This is a genomic window from Stenotrophomonas sp. (assembly GCF_032103445.1).
GTDB lineage: Bacteria > Pseudomonadota > Gammaproteobacteria > Xanthomonadales > Xanthomonadaceae > Stenotrophomonas.
The window spans coordinates 1-18,128 of record NZ_DAMDFR010000084.1 but is presented as its reverse complement, the minus strand read 5'-3'; the positions used below and the strand labels follow the sequence as shown (position 1 = coordinate 18,128).

Annotated in this window: 18 protein-coding genes; 8 read left to right on the top strand and 10 right to left on the bottom strand. The window is 67.5% G+C overall.

Translation table 11 applies throughout. The features are described 5' to 3' along the window. A partial coding sequence (imuA, locus tag RT551_RS19370; protein WP_313461500.1) for a translesion DNA synthesis-associated protein ImuA occupies positions 1-463 on the bottom strand: 463 nt, incomplete at its 3' end. A gap of 509 nt (positions 464-972) precedes the next feature. Here imuA and RT551_RS19365 point away from each other — a divergent pair. Further along, positions 973-3,771 carry a glycoside hydrolase family 3 C-terminal domain-containing protein gene (locus RT551_RS19365; protein WP_313461499.1) on the top strand — a complete coding sequence of 933 codons (2,799 nt, stop codon included), beginning with the start codon at positions 973-975 and terminating at the stop codon, positions 3,769-3,771. 29 nt (positions 3,772-3,800) lie between these two features. On the opposite strand, the gene RT551_RS19360 is transcribed toward RT551_RS19365, so the two are convergent. Beyond that, complete coding sequence (locus tag RT551_RS19360) at positions 3,801-4,910, bottom strand: alkene reductase (protein ID WP_313461497.1); 1,110 nt, start codon at positions 4,908-4,910, stop codon at positions 3,801-3,803. Positions 4,911-5,087: 177 nt separating this feature from the next. Between RT551_RS19360 and RT551_RS19355 the strand changes: the two genes are divergently transcribed. The 4 genes from RT551_RS19355 to lldD all read left to right on the top strand — a co-directional run bounded on the left by RT551_RS19355 (position 5,088) and on the right by lldD (position 8,114). Then, positions 5,088-5,846 (top strand): SDR family NAD(P)-dependent oxidoreductase, encoded by a 759-nt coding sequence (locus RT551_RS19355; RefSeq protein WP_313461495.1) that lies wholly within the window; start codon positions 5,088-5,090, stop codon positions 5,844-5,846. 88 nt (positions 5,847-5,934) lie between these two features. After that, entirely contained in the window at positions 5,935-6,393 is a 459-nt protein-coding gene (locus tag RT551_RS19350) for an MgtC/SapB family protein (protein ID WP_282297816.1), read from the top strand. Beyond that, the gene (locus tag RT551_RS19345; protein WP_313461492.1) at positions 6,390-6,836 is read left to right on the top strand and encodes a VOC family protein; all 447 of its coding nucleotides are present in this window, start codon (positions 6,390-6,392) and stop codon (positions 6,834-6,836) included. Before RT551_RS19350 ends, RT551_RS19345 begins: the two co-directional genes overlap by 4 nt. A 129-nt stretch (positions 6,837-6,965) precedes the next feature. After that, positions 6,966-8,114 (top strand): FMN-dependent L-lactate dehydrogenase LldD, encoded by a 1,149-nt coding sequence (gene lldD / locus RT551_RS19340; protein ID WP_313461490.1) that lies wholly within the window; start codon positions 6,966-6,968, stop codon positions 8,112-8,114. Here lldD and RT551_RS19335 read toward each other — a convergent pair. Beyond that, positions 8,092-8,394 carry a hypothetical protein gene (locus RT551_RS19335; RefSeq protein ID WP_313461488.1) on the bottom strand — a complete coding sequence of 101 codons (303 nt, stop codon included), beginning with the start codon at positions 8,392-8,394 and terminating at the stop codon, positions 8,092-8,094. The genes lldD and RT551_RS19335 overlap by 23 nt on opposite strands. 124 nt (positions 8,395-8,518) lie before the next feature. Here RT551_RS19335 and RT551_RS19330 point away from each other — a divergent pair, with 124 nt between their 5' ends. From RT551_RS19330 to RT551_RS19320, 3 genes are all read left to right on the top strand, one after another. Continuing rightward, positions 8,519-9,304, top strand: coding sequence for a CDP-diacylglycerol diphosphatase (locus tag RT551_RS19330; RefSeq protein ID WP_313461486.1), 786 nt, complete (start codon positions 8,519-8,521; stop codon positions 9,302-9,304). A gap of 143 nt (positions 9,305-9,447) precedes the next feature. Then, positions 9,448-10,329, top strand: a complete 882-nt coding sequence (locus RT551_RS19325; RefSeq protein ID WP_313461484.1) for a hypothetical protein — start codon at positions 9,448-9,450, stop codon at positions 10,327-10,329. Positions 10,330-10,445: 116 nt separating this feature from the next. Beyond that, a complete protein-coding gene (locus RT551_RS19320; protein ID WP_313461482.1) occupies positions 10,446-11,210 on the top strand; it encodes a SapC family protein in 765 nt (254 codons plus the stop codon). Between the two features lie 392 nt (positions 11,211-11,602). Here the strand turns inward: RT551_RS19320 and RT551_RS19315 are convergent, their stop codons facing one another. The 7 genes from RT551_RS19315 to RT551_RS19285 form a co-directional block, all read right to left on the bottom strand. Next, entirely contained in the window at positions 11,603-11,923 is a 321-nt protein-coding gene (locus RT551_RS19315) for a putative quinol monooxygenase (protein ID WP_313461480.1), read from the bottom strand. Positions 11,924-12,207: 284 nt separating this feature from the next. Next, the gene (locus RT551_RS19310; RefSeq protein ID WP_313461478.1) at positions 12,208-12,921 is read right to left on the bottom strand and encodes a DUF2968 domain-containing protein; all 714 of its coding nucleotides are present in this window, start codon (positions 12,919-12,921) and stop codon (positions 12,208-12,210) included. Between the two features lie 23 nt (positions 12,922-12,944). After that, entirely contained in the window at positions 12,945-15,113 is a 2,169-nt protein-coding gene (locus RT551_RS19305; protein ID WP_313461476.1) for a TadG family pilus assembly protein, read from the bottom strand. 3 nt (positions 15,114-15,116) lie between these two features. Beyond that, positions 15,117-15,530, bottom strand: a complete 414-nt coding sequence (locus RT551_RS19300; protein WP_313461474.1) for a DUF3613 domain-containing protein — start codon at positions 15,528-15,530, stop codon at positions 15,117-15,119. Then, positions 15,527-16,381: a Flp pilus assembly protein TadD gene (locus RT551_RS19295; RefSeq protein ID WP_313461472.1), complete on the bottom strand. Its 855-nt coding sequence runs from the start codon at positions 16,379-16,381 to the stop codon at positions 15,527-15,529. Before RT551_RS19295 ends, RT551_RS19300 begins: the two co-directional genes overlap by 4 nt. A 1-nt stretch (position 16,382) precedes the next feature. Then, positions 16,383-17,360: a type II secretion system F family protein gene (locus RT551_RS19290; protein ID WP_313461470.1), complete on the bottom strand. Its 978-nt coding sequence runs from the start codon at positions 17,358-17,360 to the stop codon at positions 16,383-16,385. Continuing rightward, on the bottom strand, positions 17,357-18,128 hold a 772-nt coding region (locus RT551_RS19285), incomplete at its 5' end, for a type II secretion system F family protein (RefSeq protein ID WP_313461468.1). The genes RT551_RS19290 and RT551_RS19285, both read right to left, overlap by 4 nt.

The following is an 18,128-nucleotide window of genomic DNA, read 5'->3' as shown; positions in this document are numbered from 1 at the left end:
GGCCGCTTTCGGCGGCGACCTGCAGGCGGCGCAGGGCGCGGTCGTCAGTGGTCTGCGGCCAGCACAGCACCGCCGCGCAGGCGGCCGAGCGCAGGCATTGTTCGGCCGCCCACAGCGCTTCGCGCGGCGACGCGTGCACCACCTGCAGCTGGTTCAGGGCCAACCCGGCGCGGCTCCAGGCCGGGGCGTGCGGCAGGTAAGGCGGGGCGATCAGCACCACGGTCTGCTGCTCCTGGCTCAATCGGGCCAGGGTCGGCCACACCAGCGCCAGTTCGCCCTGGCCGGGGGCGGCCAGCAGCACCTCGGACAGTGAGGCAGGTGGCCAGCCACCGCCGGGCAGGCGTGCGTCCAGCGCCGGGTGGCCGGTGGGGTGGGCCGGGGTTTCCGAAGGCACCGCCCGCGGCTGCCCGCGCCAGACCTGGCGGCTGGCCAGCAGGTCTTCCAGCGCCCGTACGGCGGCCATCAGGGGGCCTCCTGGTGGGGTTGTGGCTGGCAGCGGTGGAGGGAGGGCCCAGGCATGGTCGGAGTGTCGGAAAAGCAAAGATCAAGAGCTGAGACCGACATGCTACCGGGAATTAGCAAAAATACTAATAGTCCGAAGTCCCGCCGGGCGCGCCCGGCGAACGGCGCAATCGTCCTGCGCACGTAACAATTCCGTAGGTACCACGCCCTGCGTGGTACCCGCGCAAGGCGCGGCTCAAGCGTCCGAAGGCGTTATCCCCGACGTTACGGTCCATTCCCCGACGTTTAAAAACGATCGAAACCACGCGTCAGGCGTTCATGACGCCGCATCCCCACCAACGTCGTGTTGACAGACATGAACGCGCTCGACCACTCTTCACCCCCTGTGGGCGCAATGGCATTGCGACAGGCGGAGGGGCCTGATCGTGCCGCGTTCCGCAGCCTGCGCTGCACCCTTCTGCGGCAAGACTCCCCGGATTTTCTGCGTCAGCAAAGGTGTTTCGCCCGCTTATGAAAACGATTACAAAGCCGCTCGTCCTGACCACTGCCATTGCCTTGTCGCTGGCCACCACCGCCACCGCCGCACCGGCCGCGGGTCCGGATGCCTTCACCGTGCTGCGTCTGCAGCAGGTGCCTGCCACGCTCGACGCCACCACCGTGGGCGCGCAGCTGCAGGCGCTGGACGTGGATGCCGTGACCGTCGAGGACGTCGAGCGCGCCGAGGCCGACCGGCTGGTGGCGCTGGCCGATGCGCTGGGCTACACCGCGCGCTTCATCACCGTGGACCCTGCGGCAGCCGGAGCGCGCGGGCGCGTCGTGCTCTCGCGCCTGCCGGTGGAAGCTGCTTCCGGCATCGAAGCGCCGGGCGTGAGCTACCTGCGCTTGAACGATGGCCGCCATGTCGTGGCGCTGTATGCGCCGGCTCCGAAGGCCGATCCTGCGCAGGTCGTCACCACCGCCGCACAGACGCGCATGGGCGCACCGGCGCTGCTGCTGGGTGGCCTGGACACCGCGCGCGCTGAAGCGACCGGCTACGTGGCGCTGGACGATGCCGCCGGCTACCGCCAGGGCTTCAGCGCAGCGCGCGCCCAGGACGTGAAGCTGCAGGTCAGCGCCAACGGCAGGCCGCTGACGGCGCAGCTGCTGACCCTCGACTACACCGCCCCGGTGGGGGGTGACACGCCGTGGATGGACACCGGCCTGAGCGCCGACGCACGCGCCCGCCTGCTGGTGGCGCAGATGACCGTCGACGAGAAGTTCCAGATGCTGCACAGCTACTTCGGGCTGGGCAAGGATGGCGGTCCGCTGCCGGAAGGTGCGGTCGGTTCGGCCGGCTTCGTGCCCGGCGTGCCGCGCCTGGGCATTCCCGCCCAGCAGTCGGCCGATGCTGGCGTAGGCGTGACCAATCCGGGCGGCATCCGCAAGGGCGACATCGCCACCGCGATGCCCTCCGGCCCGTCCACCGCGTCCAGCTGGAACCCGCAGATCGCCTACACCGGCGGTGCCACCATGGGCCGCGAAGCCTGGCAGCAGCGCTTCAACATCCTGCTGGCCGGCAGCGTCAACCTGCAGCGCGACCCGCGCAACGGGCGCAACTTCGAATACGCCGGCGAAGACCCGCTGCTGGCCGGCCGCATGGTCGGCGAATCGATCCGTGGCGTGCAGCGCCAGCACGTGATCTCCACCATGAAGCACTTCGCGCTGAATGACATGGAGACCTCGCGCAACTTCCACAGCGCCGAGATCGGCGAACAGGCGATGCGCGAATCGGACCTGCTGGCATTTGAAATTGCCTTGGAAGAAGGCAAGCCCGGTTCGGTGATGTGCTCGTACAACAAGATCAACGGCACCTACGGCTGCGAGCACGACTACCTGATGAACCAGGTGCTCAAGCAGGAGTGGAAGTTCCCCGGTTACGTGATGTCCGACTGGGGCGGCGTGCACAGCGGCTCAAAGGCGGCGCTGGCCGGGCTGGACCAGCAGTCGGCGGGCGAGGTGTTCGACAAGGCGGTCTATTTCGACCAGCCGCTGCGCCTGGCCGTAGCCGGTGGCGTGGTGCCGCAGGCGCGCCTGGACGACATGGTCGCGCGCATCCTGCGCACCATGTTCGCGCACGGCAACTTCGACCTGCCGCCGCAGCATGTGGCCATCGACGTGCAGGCCGGTTTCGATGCCGCCCAGCGCACGGTGGAAGAGGGCAGCGTGCTGCTGCGCAATGAACGCAACGTGCTGCCGCTGGCCGCCGACGTGAAGCGCATCGTGGTGATCGGCGGGCATGCCGACAAGGGCGTGATCGGCGGCGGTGGTTCGTCGCACGTGGGCTACACCGCCCGTGGCACCAATGCGGTGCCGGGTGTGCTGCCGACCACCTGGCCGGGCCCGGTGATCTTCCACCCGTCCTCGCCGCTGGAGGCGCTGCGCGCCGAGCTGCCCAACGCAAGCATCGAGTATGTGGATGGCACGAATGTAGCCGCTGCCGCGCGTGCGGCTGCGGCGGCCGAAGTGGCGATCGTGTTCGCCACTCAGTGGTCGGCCGAATCGGTCGACCTGCCGCACATGAAACTGCCGGACAACCAGGACGCACTGATTGCCGGCGTGGCCAAGGCCAATCCGAACACCGTGGTGGTGCTGGAAACCAACGGCCCGGTCGAGCTGCCGTGGCTGCAGCAGGTGCCGGCGCTGCTGCAGGCGTGGTACCCGGGTATCCGCGGCGGCGAAGGGATTGCCGCACTGCTCACCGGCAAGGTCAATCCGTCCGGCCGCCTGCCGGTGACCTGGCCGGTGGACGCCAGCCAGCTGCCGCGTCCAGAAGTGAACGGCCTGGGCTTCAACCCGAAGCACAAGCCGGATGAGACCATCAATTACGACATTGAAGGGGCCAACGTCGGCTACAAGTGGTTTGCCGCCAAGGGCCTGGTGCCGCAGTTCGCGTTCGGCCATGGGCTGTCGTACACGCAGTTCGCGTATGACAACCTGAGCGTGGTGGCCGACGGCCAGCGCGTGCGGGCCACGGTGGAGGTGCGCAACACCGGCAAGGTGGCCGGTGCGGATGTAGCGCAGTTGTATGTGAAGTTGCCGGAGGGCAGTGCCACCCCGATCCGCCTGGTCGGCTTCCAGAAGGTGATGCTGCAGCCGGGTGAAAGCCGTCGCATCCAGATCGAGGCCGAGCCGAAGACCCTGGCCAGTTTCGATACCGCCGACAAGCAGTGGAAGATCGCCGCCGGGCAGTACGAAGTGCAGCTGTCGCGCTCGGCCAGCGAGCCGCTGCAGCGCGTACCGGTGCAGCTGGAGGCAGTGGTGGTCCGATAACGGACCACCGGGCCCCGCGGGGCACGACATCAATCGGCGACGTTGGACCCCGAAACGCTCGGGTAATCCACATACCCCTCAGCCCCGCCGCCATACAGCGTGTCGGGGTTGAACTCGGACAGCGGCACGCCCAGACGCAGGCGTTCCACCAGGTCCGGGTTGGCGATGAACGCACGACCGAACGCGATCACGTCGGCATAGCCGCGGGCGATGGCGGCTTCGGCGCTGTCCTTGTCATAGCCGTTGTTGGCGATCCACGGGCCGCGGAACTTCGCGCGCAGCGCGGCGTAATCGAACGGAATGTTGTCACGCGGGCCACCGGTGGCCCCTTCGATCACATGCACAAAGGCCAGGTGGCCAATCGCATCCAGCCGCTCCACCGCACGCTCGAACAACGGCTGCGGGTTGGAGTCGTAGGCATCGCTGGCCGGCGTGGTCGGCGACAGGCGCACCCCCGTGCGTTCAGCCCCGATCTCGGCGGCGACCGCGCGTACCACTTCGTCCAGCAGGCGGGTGCGGTTCTCGATGCTGCCACCGTATTCGTCGGTGCGCAGGTTGCTGCCGTCGCGCAGGAACTGATCGATCAGATACCCGTTCGCCGCATGCACTTCGACGCCGTCAAAGCCGGCGATGATGGCGTTGCGTGCGGCCTGGCGGTAGTCCTGGATCAGCGCGGGAATTTCGTCCAGTGCCAGCGCGCGAGGCGCGGACACGTCTTCAAAGCCCTTCGCAGTGAAGGTCTTGGCCTTGGCCTGCACCGCGCTGGGGGCGACCGGCACTTCGCCTTCCGGCAGCAGGCTGGTGTGCGAGATGCGGCCCACGTGCCACAGCTGCAGCACGATGCGTCCACCCTCGGCATGCACCGCGTCGGTGACCTTGCGCCAGGCCTCGATCTGCGCCTGGCTGTAGATGCCGGGGGTGTCCAGATAGCCCTGGCCGAGCGGACTGATCTGGGTGGCCTCGGCAATGATCAGTCCGGCGCTGGCGCGTTGCTGGTAGTACTGCACCGCCAGCGGATTGGGCACGCGGCCCTCAATGGCGCGGTTGCGCGTGAGCGGGGCCATCGCAATGCGGTTGCGCAGGTCGATGGAACCCAGCCGGGTGGGGGTGAACAGCAAACCGTCGGTCGGTGCAGTCATGTGCGGGGCCTTGTGGGGAAGAGAAGAACGGTACGACCTTCAGCATACGGCTGCGTGCGTTGCAGCGATGGGAAGGTTTGTTGCGGTCGGAAAGCGCCCTGCATGCACCTTGTGTAACGCATCACAGGCGTAGCGTAGGGGTGCTTTCCCCCTCTGATACCTGTGGAGACACACGCAATGATTGATTACCAGCTCAAGGGCAAGGTCGCCATCGTCACCGGCGGCGTATCCGGCATCGGCCTGGCCGTGGCCGAACTGTTCGCCGATTCCGGTGCGGCGGTGGCCGTGTGGGACCTGAAGGAAGACGCGGTGAAGAAAACCGCCGAGGCGCTGGCCGCACGCGGCGTGAAGGCCATCGGCATCGCCCTGGATGTCACCGATGAAGCCGCCGTTGACGCCGCAGTGAAGCAGACCGTGCAGGAACTGGGCGGTCTGGACATCGCGGTCAACAACGCCGGTATCGGCGGACCGTCCGCGCCCAGTGGCGACTATCCGGTGGATGGCTGGAAGCGCGTGATCGACGTGAACCTCAACAGCGTGTTCCTGTGCCAGCGCGCGCAGATCCAGGCGCTGCGCAAAGCCGGCAAGGGCGGCAGCATCATCAACATGGCCTCGATTCTGGGCCAGGTGGGGTTCGACAACTCGGCGGCTTATGTAGCGGCCAAGCACGGCGTGGTCGGTTTGACCCAGACCGCTGCCTGGGAGCATGCCGCCGACAACATCCGGGTGAATGCGGTCGGCCCGGGCTTCATCGCAACGCCGCTGCTGGACAAGATGGACCCGACGGTGCGCAAGGCGCTGGAAGACAAGCATGCGCTCAAGCGACTGGGGCGCTCGGAAGAGGTGGCGGCCCTGGTGGCCTGGCTGGCCAGTGACGATGCGTCGTTCGCCACCGGCACCTATTACGCCATCGACGGCGGCTATCTGGCGCACTGACCGTCGCCGGTCACGGCCGCATTCACATCGCTTCACGGCGCAGCCACGCGCTTCGCGCAACGCTTCCCCCATCGCCGAGGAGACGCGGATGGGCTGGGAGCAGGATCTGTCGCTGTTGCTGCGGGTGGCTGCGGCCATGCTGTTCGGCGGGGTGCTGGGCATCGAGCGCGAGCTCGGCAAGCACGCCGCCGGATTGCGCACGCACATGCTGATTGCCGGGGCGGCAGCGCTGATCGTCGGCCTGGGCGACAGCATTGCCGAACATTTCCAGCAGGAGCGTTACCGCGACCTGCTGCAGGTCGACCCGGTGCGTCTGATCGAGGCCGTGGTGGCCTGCGTGGGCTTCGTGGCCGCCGGCACCATTCTGCGTGGCAGCCGCGACGACCAGGTCAGCGGCCTGACCACGGCCAGCTCGCTGGTGATGGCCGCGGCCATCGGCATTGCCGTCGGCATTGGCGAATACGTGATCGCGCTGGGCGTGAGTGTGCTCTGCGTGCTGGTGCTGGCGGTGTTCCGCCGGATTTCCGACAAGCTGGAGAAGTTATGAACGCCACCGCCGCCGGACAGACCACCTTCGCCGTGCAGTGCCTGGACCACGTGGTGCTGCGGGTCAGCGACCTGCCGCGCGCGCTGCATTTCTACCGGGACATACTGGGCTGCACCGTGGCGCGCGAGCGGCCGACGCTGGGCATGGTGCATCTGCATGCGGGCTGTTCGATGATCGATCTGGTCGACATCCACGGCAAGCTCGGTCTGCCCGGCGGCGCCGCCGCCGGTACCCAGGGCCGCAACATGGCGCACCTGTGCCTGCGCGTGGAGCCGTTCAACGAAGCGCAGCTGCGCGAGCACCTGCAGATGCACGGCATTGCCGTGGATGCCCCGGCCAGCAGCAATTTCGGTGCAGAGGGCGATGGACTGTCGCTGTACGTGCAGGATCCAGACGGCAATGGCGTGGAGTTGAAGGGGCCCAGCAGCGACTGCGGCTGCTGAGTCACCCGGCTGCGGCCGATGTGCCGACCAACGGTCGGCACCTACCCTTTGGTCTAATGCGCGGCGTGCGCAGCGGGGCCGGGTGCCCCGGTATGCTGTGAGCGGACTGTTGCCCGGTGTTGCTGCCCCATGATCATTTCCGCCGCTTCGGACTACCGCGCTGCCGCGCAGCGTCGCCTGCCGCCGTTCCTGTTCCATTACATCGACGGCGGTGCGTACGCCGAGCAGACCTTGCGCCGCAATGTGTCCGACCTGTCCGATGTGGCGCTGCGCCAGCGCGTGCTGCGCGACATGTCCGAGCTGAGCCTGGACACCGAGCTGTTCGGTGAGCGCTTGGCGATGCCGGTGGCGTTGGCCCCGGTCGGCCTGACCGGCATGTTCGCCCGGCGCGGCGAAGTGCAGGCCGCGCGCGCGGCGGCCAGCCGGGGCGTTCCGTTTACCTTGTCAACGGTGTCGGTGTGCCCGATCGAGGAGGTGGCCCCGAAGATTCCCCGACCCATGTGGTTCCAGCTGTATGTGCTGAAGGACCGTGGCTTCATGCGCAACGCGCTGGAGCGTGCCAAGGCGGCGGGCGTGACCACCCTGGTGTTCACGGTCGACATGCCGGTACCCGGGGCGCGTTACCGCGATGCGCATTCGGGCATGAGCGGGCCGAACGGTCCGCTGCGGCGCATGCTGCAGGCGGTGACCCATCCGCGCTGGGCGTGGGACGTGGGCCTGTTCGGGCGGCCGCATGACCTGGGCAATGTGTCGGCGTATCGCGGTGCCCCTACTGGCCTGGCGGATTACATCGGCTGGCTCGGGGCCAACTTCGATCCCTCTATTTCCTGGAAGGACCTGGAGTGGATCCGCGAGTTCTGGACCGGGCCGATGGTGATCAAGGGCATTCTGGATCCGGACGACGCGCGCGATGCGGTGCGTTTCGGTGCCGACGGCATCGTGGTGTCCAACCATGGCGGTCGCCAGCTGGATGGCGTGCTGTCTACGGCGCGCGCGCTGCCGGCGATCGCCGATGCCGTGCAGGGTGAGCTGAAGGTGCTGGTGGATTCTGGCGTGCGCTCAGGGCTGGACGTGGTGCGCATGCTGGCGCTGGGGGCCGATACGGTGTTGCTGGGGCGGGCGTTCGTGTATGCGCTGGCCACCGGCGGTGAGGCCGCGGTGGCCAATCTGCTGGATCTGATCGCGAAGGAAATGCGGGTCGCGATGACCCTGACCGGCGCGCGGACGGTTGCCGATATCGGGCGTGAGGCGCTGGTTATTCGCAACGCACCGCAGTAATCACATTGTCCTTGTCGATGAACACCCGCAGGCGGTCGTCGCGCCGGTCCTTGCTGACCACCGTGGCTGGGCCGATGGGATTGATCAGGCCGGCTCCGCTTTCGCGGAACAGCTTGCGCATGGTCTCTTCCGCAGCGGGCTGACCTACCGCCCATTGCAGCGGTGCGTCGTGGCACTGGCCACTGCCGCGAACCTCCGGCCCGGGGCTGCTGACACAGCCGGACAGCAGGCTGGCCGCAACGGCCAGGACGGGAACTGCACTGCGGGTATGCCGTGACATCGGTCGCTCCTGCGGTAGCCTGTGGCGACCATACCACCGTGCCGGGATCGCGGGGTGATGGGGTGACCGCTACAATGCCCACCAAAGCCCCCCGCACCGGGCCGGGCGATGGAACTGCTGTCTCGTGTCTTCCCTCCGTGTTTCCCTGCTGGCGCTGCCGTTGTGCCTGGCCGCCTGCACCACCGCGCCACCACCGAAGCCGGCCCCGAATCCCGATGCCCTGTGGGGCGTGATCCAGCGCGACTGTGTGGGCGCGGATACCCCGCGCGGATCCTGCCTGGCGGTCTCAACGGCCCCGGAGCGCCGCGACGTGCTGGTCAAGGACACCCACGGTGATTACCAGTTCCTGCTGATGCCGTTGGACAAGGTGACCGGTATTGAGAGCCCGCATCTGCTGCAGGCGGGTACGCCCAATTACTTCGCCGCCGCCTGGCAGGCGCGCGCCTACACCGAACGCGCGCTGGGCCAGCCGCTGCCGCGTGACGTGGCCAGCCTGGCGCTGAATTCCGCACACGGCCGTTCGCAGAACCAGCTGCACATCCACGTCGATTGCCTGCGCGCGGACATCCGCGACCAGCTGCAGGCGATGCGGCCGGCCATTGGCACGACGTGGCAGCCGTTGCCGCAGCCGCTACGCGGGCACGTGTACCAGGCCAGACGGCTGGACGGCGAAGCCCTGACTGCCGATCCCATCCGCCTGCTGGCCAGCGACCTTGCCGCGCCCGGTGAGATGGGGCGCTGGTCGCTGGTGGTGGTGGGGCAGGGCGAGGACACCCGCGCGCCGGGCTTTGTGCTGCTGGCCACCCAGGCGGATGCCGACGCCGGCCACCAGGCCAGTGGCGAGGAACTGCAGGACCATGCCTGCGCGGTGCTGACCGGGGCCTCGCAGGCGCTTGACGGCGTGCGTTGACGCGCATGGCGCGTCTCTACAGGGTCGCCCGACCAAGGGTCGTAGTGACACGCCACGCGTGTCAACGCCATGACCCTGTGCACGGAAACACGCCATGCGTGTCATCATGAATCCAACAGGACGCATCACAAGGACGTATTCCCATGACGGCATCACGCCGACGCTTTTCCCATTCCCTGCTGCTGTTGGCCTTGACCGCCGGCAGCGCCCAGGCCCAGCCAGCGACTCACGCGCAGGATGCTGCCGGCAACCGGCTGGAGCCGCTGACCGAGCAGGCGGCACCGCCCGGTGCAGCGGCCGCCGATGCGGATTCCTCGGCGTGGTACTGCACCACGGACCGTAACTGGTGCGTGCGCACCGTACGGGACGAAGCCGGTGCGCAACTGGAACTGGCCCAGCAGGTAGCCGGGGAGCGCGACGTCCGCCTGCGCTACGTGCCGCTGCCCAGCGAGGATGAGGCAGACAGCGAGCAGCCCTGGCCCTTCATTGTGCGACTGGGCCCGGGCATCGGTGCGCCGCAAGCGCCGACGGACGCGGGGCAGGCAGCGCTGCAGAATGTGCTGGTGGGTGCGCTGCGCCAGTGGCGGACATCGTATTCAGGCGGCGGGGCCAGCACGTCCGAGCTGATGCTGGTGCGCCTGTATCACGAGAACGACGGCATCCAGATCGACACGGTGGCGACCCTGCCGATGGCAGGCAGTGCGATGATCCGGGCCTGCTTCAGCGAGGCGGACGTCACCGCACGCGCGGATGCCTGCCACGATGAATACCGCTTTGCTGCGCAGTTGGGGCTGGATCCGGCAGGCCAGGGCATCCCGGTGCTGCAGTTCCACACCCGGGCCACCCGTTTCCCGGCCGGTGTCTCACGCTTTGGCGATTCGCTGGAAAAGGGGCCGTTGACCGCCAAGGACCTGCGCACGGAAACCGACCGCACCTGCACCTACCAGCGTCGCCTGCGCTGGCAGGCGGGCCACTACCGGCCCGACACCCCGTTGCCGGACTGCAGCGAATTCACCGGGCTGTAGCGGACCGTGCCAACCGGCATGGCAGAAATCGTCAAAAAGCCACGCTATAGTGGCCGATCAATGTGGTGCCCGCTTTCGCGCCCGGGCTGTCTGGCGCGTCGTACCTGACCAATTCCATGACTGCTGAAACGACTACTCCGCCGGCTGCTCCGGCACAGGCTTCCGGTCCGCTGTTCTACCGCGAGCCGCTGCCGCTGCAATCGGACAAGCACGCCAACTGGCGTCTGCGCCAGGGTTCGCTGGCGTTCGCCGCTGAAACCAACGCCATTCCGGCAGTGATCGGCGAGTTCGGCATGGCCGCACAGCACTTCCCGATCCTGTTCACCGGCCAGGACGCCTCGCCGATCGTGGCCGTGGGCCTGAGCCGCAACAACCTGTTCGTCACCGACGGCAAGTGGGCCGACGACACCTACGCGCCGGCCTACCTGCGCCGCTACCCGTTCGTGTTCATGCAGTCCGATGACGAAGGCAACTTCCTGCTGGCGCTGGACGCCGCGTCCGAGCAGGTGAACCAGGGCACCAGCGACGAAGGCGAGCCGCTGTTCGTTGATGGCAAGGCCACCGAACTGGTCGACAACGCCATGAAGTTCTGCGCCGACTTCACCCGCGAGTACGAGCAGACCCGTCAGTTCAGCGCCGCACTGCTGGCCCAGGACCTGCTGGTCGAGCGCAGCATCGACGTCACCCTGAACAACGGCGAGAAGATGTCGGTGAACGGCTTCCACGTTGTCGACGTGGAAAAGTTCGCCAAGCTGCCCGACGACATCGTGCTGGCCTGGCACCGCAACGGCTGGCTGGCACTGGTGCACCACCACCTGACCTCGCTTGCGCGTTTCAACGCGCTGGTGAAGCGCCAGAGCGAGCAGGCCAAGGCGGCCTGATCATGCCGGTGATGTGATGTGGAAACGGCGACCTCCGGGTCGCCGTTTTTGTTTGCACCGGTGCGTGATGCGGAATGGGGAATGCGGAATGGGGAACGCGGAATGCCTGATGGGTGCTGGGGGTGCTGGGGGTGCTGGGGTGCTGGGGCGTTCGGCGTGCTGGCGTGTTCGGGGTGTTGGGGGTGTTTGGGGGCGGGTAGGGTCGGTCGAAAGACGACCGCCGATAGATTGTCCACGTTCTGTAACGCATGACCTTTGATTGGAAAAGCGCCTTCGTTCAGCGGTCATGCCCCAATGCAGTGCCAGGTGTCATCGGCAGTCGACTGTCGTGCGACTCTACCAATATCCCAATTGCCCCAATTGCCCCGGAATCACCATCGCCACCCTCTTCGTCACCCCCAGCTCTGCACCAGCTCCAGCACCTGCGGTTCGCGCGGCTTCTGCAGCAGATCGGGCAGCAGCGCGTCGTAAGCGGCGCGGTAATCCGTGGATTGATGGTCCAGGAAGTCCTGGACCGACGCCTCATCCCAGCGCTCATACAGCGTGAACACGGTTGGATCGTGCGTGTCACGATGCAGGTCGCAGGAAATGAAGGCCGGTTCCTCGGACATGCGGTCGATCAGTGTGTGGACGGCGTCGAGCCAGTCCTGGGTGCGTTCGGGTTTGACCTGCAGGCGGACGTAGAAAACCAGCGGCGAATCGGGGGATGACATGGTGACGCTCCATAGGGGCACGGTGTGCATTATGGAGGATGGTCGATGTGGCCGTGTCCCACGTCGCATGAAAAATGGGAGATGGTAGGGTCGAACGATAGTCGACCGCCGACCATGTGGCCAGGACCGGTAACGCATGACCATGGAACGGAGAAGCGCCTTCGTTCAGGGGTCATGCCCCAATGCAGTACCCGCCGCTATCGGCAGTCGACTGTCGTGCGACTCTACCGGCAGCCACGGCAGCCACGGCAGCCATGGCAGCCATGGCAACCCGACGCCCCAGATCAGGGCGTACCCGCTTCCCCTGCGACCGGATGTGCGGTGCTGGCGGTCGGGTGTGGCGGCGTCGGCAGCGACAGTTCCGGGTTGCCCTGCTGTGCCTGCAGGGCCTGGATGCGCTGGTTGAGCTGTTCGAGCTGGGTGTTGCTGCTGCGCAGGTCGGTGCTCAGCGACACGGCCTGCTGCTTGGCCTGCTGGATCGCGCTGCTGACCTGCTGGGCCTGCTGGCGCTGCAGGTCGGCTTCCTGCTGCAGGCTGCGCAGGCGCTGCTCGTTGTAGGCCACCAGGCTTTCGGTATATCGCTTGCCGGCTTCCAGGCGGATGGTGTCGATGTTCACCTGCGCCAGGTCGCGGGTCTGCTTCACGAACGTCTCGTAGACGTTCTCGGCGGTCTCCACCGAATCGGTCTTGATCACGCGCCAGAATTCCTTGCCCTGGAACAATGACACGTAGTACTGCAGCGTGTTGGCATTGAACAGCAGGCTGGCACCATAGGTGCCGTTGTACGTGGTGCGCAGTTCGGTGAGCTGCTGGCCGTCCATCAGCTGGCGCAGCTCATCCACGGTGTTGCGCACCACCGGGGCGCTGCGGTCGATGTCCGGCGCATCATTCTTGCCACGGCGGGCATGGGCGTCGGGTACCACGCTCAGCGATGCGAGCAGCAGGGCCAGGGCCAGCAGGCTGCGGCTGATGGAAACAGTGGAGAGGGTGGTGATCATCATCGGGGCTTCCATCAGTAGGTTCAGTAGACAAGCTGCGCGGGATTGCAGTGCGTGGCCTGCAGGTGCACATCGGTACGGCCAAGTTCAATGCCCAGCACGGTGGCCAGGGTGGTGGTGAGCAGGGTGCCCACCCCGTTGAGCAGGGGTTTGAGCACGCCTTCCAGCACCGGGCGCAGCAGGGTGCAGAGCAGGCCGCTGCAGGCCACCGTGTTGGTGCCGGGGTCGGTGACACTGCCGCTGCCCTGGTAGGCGTCGAGCACGCCGGCCGGGGCAGTCTGCATGTACGAGGCGAGGTTGCCTTTGACGCAGGCGTTGTAGGCCAGCAGCGCGCTGACCAGACCGCTGCAGCGGTTGATCACCAGCCCGCCCAGCAGCGTCCCCAGCAGGCCATCCAGCAGGCCCAGGCCCTGGCCGGTCACGGTGGCGCGGTAGCCTTCCCACACCGAGCCGTCCCTGTAGCAGGTACCCAGCCCCAGCACGCAGGCATACGGCACGCCATCTTCGACGGTCCAGTCGCCAAATGCGGAGATGCCCTGCGCCGGGTTGCCGTTGCGCAGCAGCGCGATGGTGCGGTCCACGTCGTACAGCCCGTTGCCCGGATTGGACGCCTTCAGGAACTGATCGGCCAGCTGGTCGGCGGTGGTGGCGGTGTTCATGCCCTTGGCGGCTGGATTGAGCATGCCGCCCAGCACCCGCAGCAGCTGCTGCACCAGGTCGCTCACCGCAGTGCCGATCTGTGCCGGATTGATCCAGGTGGATCTGGTTTCGCCTGCGGCCAGGGTGAGATTCTCGCTGTGGCTGAGCGCGTTGAGCTGGATGCGGTCGTTGATCAGCGGCGCGCCCAACAGGGTGAGCAGCTGTTCGTTCTGCAGGGAGGCTTCGCAGACATTGCGGGTGGAGAAGCGGTCAGCCTCCGCGACCTTGCCCACGCAGGCGCGCAGCACCGACGAATCCACCTGCACGGTGGCGGTGGCCGGTACCGCGGTGCACTGCAGACTGGTGACCGTGGCCATGGCATTGGTGACATCGGCATGAATGGGAAGGCGCAGTCGGATGCCGAGCGCGGTAAGCACCTTGCCCAGGCCCAGCGCCAGGTTGTTGCTGTCGATGTCGAGGAACAGGCGGACCTGCGCGTTGTAGGCACGAGTGCCAACCCCGCCGATGGCGATCGACGGCGGTTCAATGATCGCCGCCTTGGCCTGCACGCCCAGCACATTGAGCTGGCTGACTTCCACCGCGCGGCCGCTGTTGGCAATGCTGATGCCGGTGGCCAGCAGGTCGAGTGCGTTCACCTGCGCATTCAACGCAGCGGTGGCCGGGCCGTCGGGCGCGACAATGCGGCCGAACAGGCCGCTGGCGGCGTCATTGCTGCCCAGCTGGATCGCCAGCCGGTCGACATCCAGCTTGGCTGCCAGCGCATCGTGCAACGCGCTCAGGTCGGCATGGGCGACACCGCTCTGGCTCAACACAGTGGCCGTGGCCTCCACAAGCCGGCCCAGTGACACCTTGTTTGCGGCCAGAAGCGCATTGAACTCGCCGATGCTGATGTCCGCTTTGACGGGAATCTCCAGTGCCTCGAGCAGACCCTTCGGGGTGACCTTGACCTGGGCCAGCCCGTCATAGCCGAGCAGGGTGGTCTGGTCCAGGTCCACGCCGACCAGCTTGAGCACGCTGCCCAGCGGGGTATTGCCATTCACCCGCAGCAGCTGCGAGCCGACGCTGAGAACGGCAAACGGCGGTGCACGGGTCGCCACCGCCTGCGCACGCACGGTGGGCAGGTTCTGGTTCTGTCCAAGGAACGGCAGCACCGAGCGTTCGGCGACCACCTTCACCGCGTTGGCCGGTGCCGTGGCACCCACCAGGGCGAAGTTGTCTTCGCTGCTGTGGGCGGGGTTCCAGTCGCCGCACTGCACACGAAGCACACCGGGAAAGCGGTTGGCATTCACGGCATTGGCACGTGCCGCCGCGTTGTCGCCACGGTCGGCGCTGCACAGATCCAACCGCTGCGCGCCGGCCAGCGCGGCCAGGTCAGCCGTTTTCTGCACATCGCGCTTGGCCCAGTAGAGGTAACCGATCTCGATCAGCCCAAGCATGCCGACGAGGCCGAGCATGACCAGCATCATGGTGACCGACATGCCGCCGCGCTGGGCGCGGCGTGGGACGAATGGAGGCTGGCACGCAGCGCTCATGGATTATTCCCCGCCCTCGCTGGCGACATCCTTGCGCACGCTTTGCTCCAGGTATTCGGGAATGGGGTGGTCGAAGCTGTTGAGGTAGCGCGCGTAGCTGCGGCTGGCCTGATCACCCAGCACGGTGTGCGGCTTGCCGGCGCGTTCGCCACTGGCCTGCAGCTGCAGCAACGCGCGGGTGGTATCGCCCAGCTGCGGACGCGGTGGCAGCGCCAGGGCCACCGGTGCAGGTGCCACCGCAACCGGTGCCACCACCGGCGCAGGAGCCACGGGCGGTGCAGGCGCAGGCGGAGGTGGTTGCTCGCCCAGCATCTGCCCGGTCAGCGGGCGCTGCTGTGCCGTGGCCGGGGCGGTGCCCAGCAGCGCCAGCAGCAGGGCGGCGTGCAGATGGGCGAGGGTGCGGATGGCATCACTCATGGGGTGCTCTCCTGGGAAGTCGGGGTGCCACCGAAGCGCTCCAGCATCGAAGGGGCCAGCCGTGGCTCGCTGCGCGCTGTAGCCGGTGCCGGCACCGCGGCCTTGCTGGCAGTGCCGCGGCGCGGCGCTGGCGGTGGCGTTACGGTGGCGGGAGCTTCGGCGCGCGCGGCAGGCAGACGCAGCTGCTGGGCAAGACGCCGCACTTCCTGGCGCGCGGCCTCAGGCAGCGCCGCGCTGCTGAAGATCCGTTCCGCAGTAGCGGTGTCATTGCGCAGCAGCGCGTACACCGCCAGATTGGCGTTGGCTTTGACGTTGCCAGGCGCGAGCTCGGCCGCCTTGGCCAGCGGTTCGCGCGCATGGTCGAGCTGGCCGGCGCGCAGGCGTGCAAAGCCCAGGTCACCGAGGTAATCGGTGTTCAGCGGTTGCAGCTGCACGGCCCGGGCCAACGCCTGTTCGGCCTGGGTGTCATCGCCGTTGCGCACGGCGATCAGTCCCAGCCCATGCCAAGCGGCCGCGGCCTGTGGGCCATTGGTGAGGCTGGCGTACAGGGTCTGCGCGCCCGGCAGCTGGCCGGTTTCGCGCAGCGCGTCGGCCTGCAGCAGGCGCAGCGCCGGGCTGTCGCCATAACGCTGCCGGTACGCGTCCACATGCGCCAGCGAGGCGTACCACGCGCCTTGCCGCTGCATCTGGGTGATCAGTTCCAGGTACAGCTGCTTGTCGTCCTGCGGTGGCCGTTCCGGTGCGGCCAGACTCACCGGGTCCTGCTTGTATTGTGCGACGGAGGTGGTGCTGCAGCCGGCCAGCGCGGTCGCGCCCAGCAGCGTCACCAGTGGCAGAACGTGCATGCGCATGTCAGGACCCCAGTCTGGTCATGGCGTCGGCCAGGGCGATGATCGCCGGGCCGGACAGCACCAGCATCAACGCTGGCAACAGAGTCAGCATCATCACCACGGTCATCTTCACCGAGAGCTTGCCGACCTTCTCTTTCAACGTGGCGCGGCGGTGTTCGCGCAGGCGCAGGCTGAACTGCTTGAGCGGTTCCTGCACTGCACCGCCGTGTTCATGCACCTGCAGCATCAGCTGCACCAGGCTGCGCAGGTCCTCATCGTCGAACGACTCGCCCAGCCGGCGCAGCGACTGTGCGCGGGTACGCCCGTGCATGTAGGCAATGTTGGCCTGATGGATTTCCCGGCCCAACACCGGAATCGCCCCGCGCAGTTTGTCACCCAGGGTCTGCAGGCTCTGGTCCATGCTGAAGCCCACGCCCTGCAGCAGGCGCAGCAGGTCGATCAGCAGCGGCAGTTCGGCATTGACGCGCTGGCGCAGGCGGCCGGCCCAGGCGCGCAGTGCGAACTTGGGCAGCAGGATGCCGAACGCCAGCGCGGCCAGCATCACCACGACACGTTGCACGCCGCTGCTGTCGAACAGGGCCAGTGCCAGCACCAGGCACAGCACCGCCAGCAGCAGGCGCAAGGCCAGGAAGATGGCGGTGCCGCTGCGGGTGTTCCAACCGGCCTGGTCCAGCAGCAGCCTGTCTTCCGGAGCCAGCAGCGCCGCCTGCAGACGGCCGCCGTGGAAGCGCGCGCCCAGGGCGGCCAGCCAGCCCAGCCCGCGCGGGCCGCTGTCGGCGGCAGCGGAAGCGCTCGGTGATGTGCCTGCATTGGCCGTCGCGCTGGCATCCGCGCTGGACTCGCGCGGGCGCAGTGCGCTCTGCAACGCCGCCGCATTTCGCTGCTGCTGGGCACTGCGCAGCAAGGCGACCACGCCCAGCAAACCCAGCCCGGCAGCCAGCAGCAACAGTGCGATGAACCACAAAGGATGCGCGTTCATAGCGAGCGCGCCAGTCGATACAGCAGGAAACCGCCGATCAACTCCAGCAGCAGCGCCGCGCCGAGCAGCTTGTGGCCGAGCGGGGCGTGCAGCACCGGCTGGAAGAAGTCCGGGCTGGCAATGGCCATCAGCAACGCGCACAGCGGTGGCAGCAGGCCCAGCACCCAGGCCGACATGCGGGTTTCCGAGGTGGTCGCCATCAGCTCCTGCTGGGCCTGTTCAAGGTCGCGCATGAAATCGCTCATGCGCTGCAGAATCTGATCGGAACGGCCGCCGATGCGGATGCTCACGCCCAGCACCACGGCCAGCACGTCAAGCACTTCCAGGCGATAGGGACGGCTGGCCTGGCTGAGCGCGCGGTCCAGGTCGAGGCCGCTGCGTGCGCCGGAGAGGGTGTCGTCCAGCAGCCCACGCAGCGGCGCGGGCACCTGCTGGCTGGCGGTCTGGAACGCCATCTGCAGGCTGTTGCCCAAGGCGGTCAGGCGCACGAGGTTGTCGAGGAAGTCAGGCAGCTGGCGTAACAGCCTGCGCTTCAGGCCAAGAATGCGGCGCGACAGCCACACGCCCAGCACAAGTGCGAACAGAGCCAGGGTGATCGGCCACATCCACGCGGTGCCGATGCGCGCTGCAGCCAGCCATGCCAGCAGCAGGCCGCCGACCAGCCACACAAGGGGCAATGTCCAGCCGCCACGCAGCCCGGCGCGCTGCAGCAGTGCATCCCAGGGCAGTGCAGCGGGCGCAGGGGGGGCCGGCGCAGCGGCGGGAGCG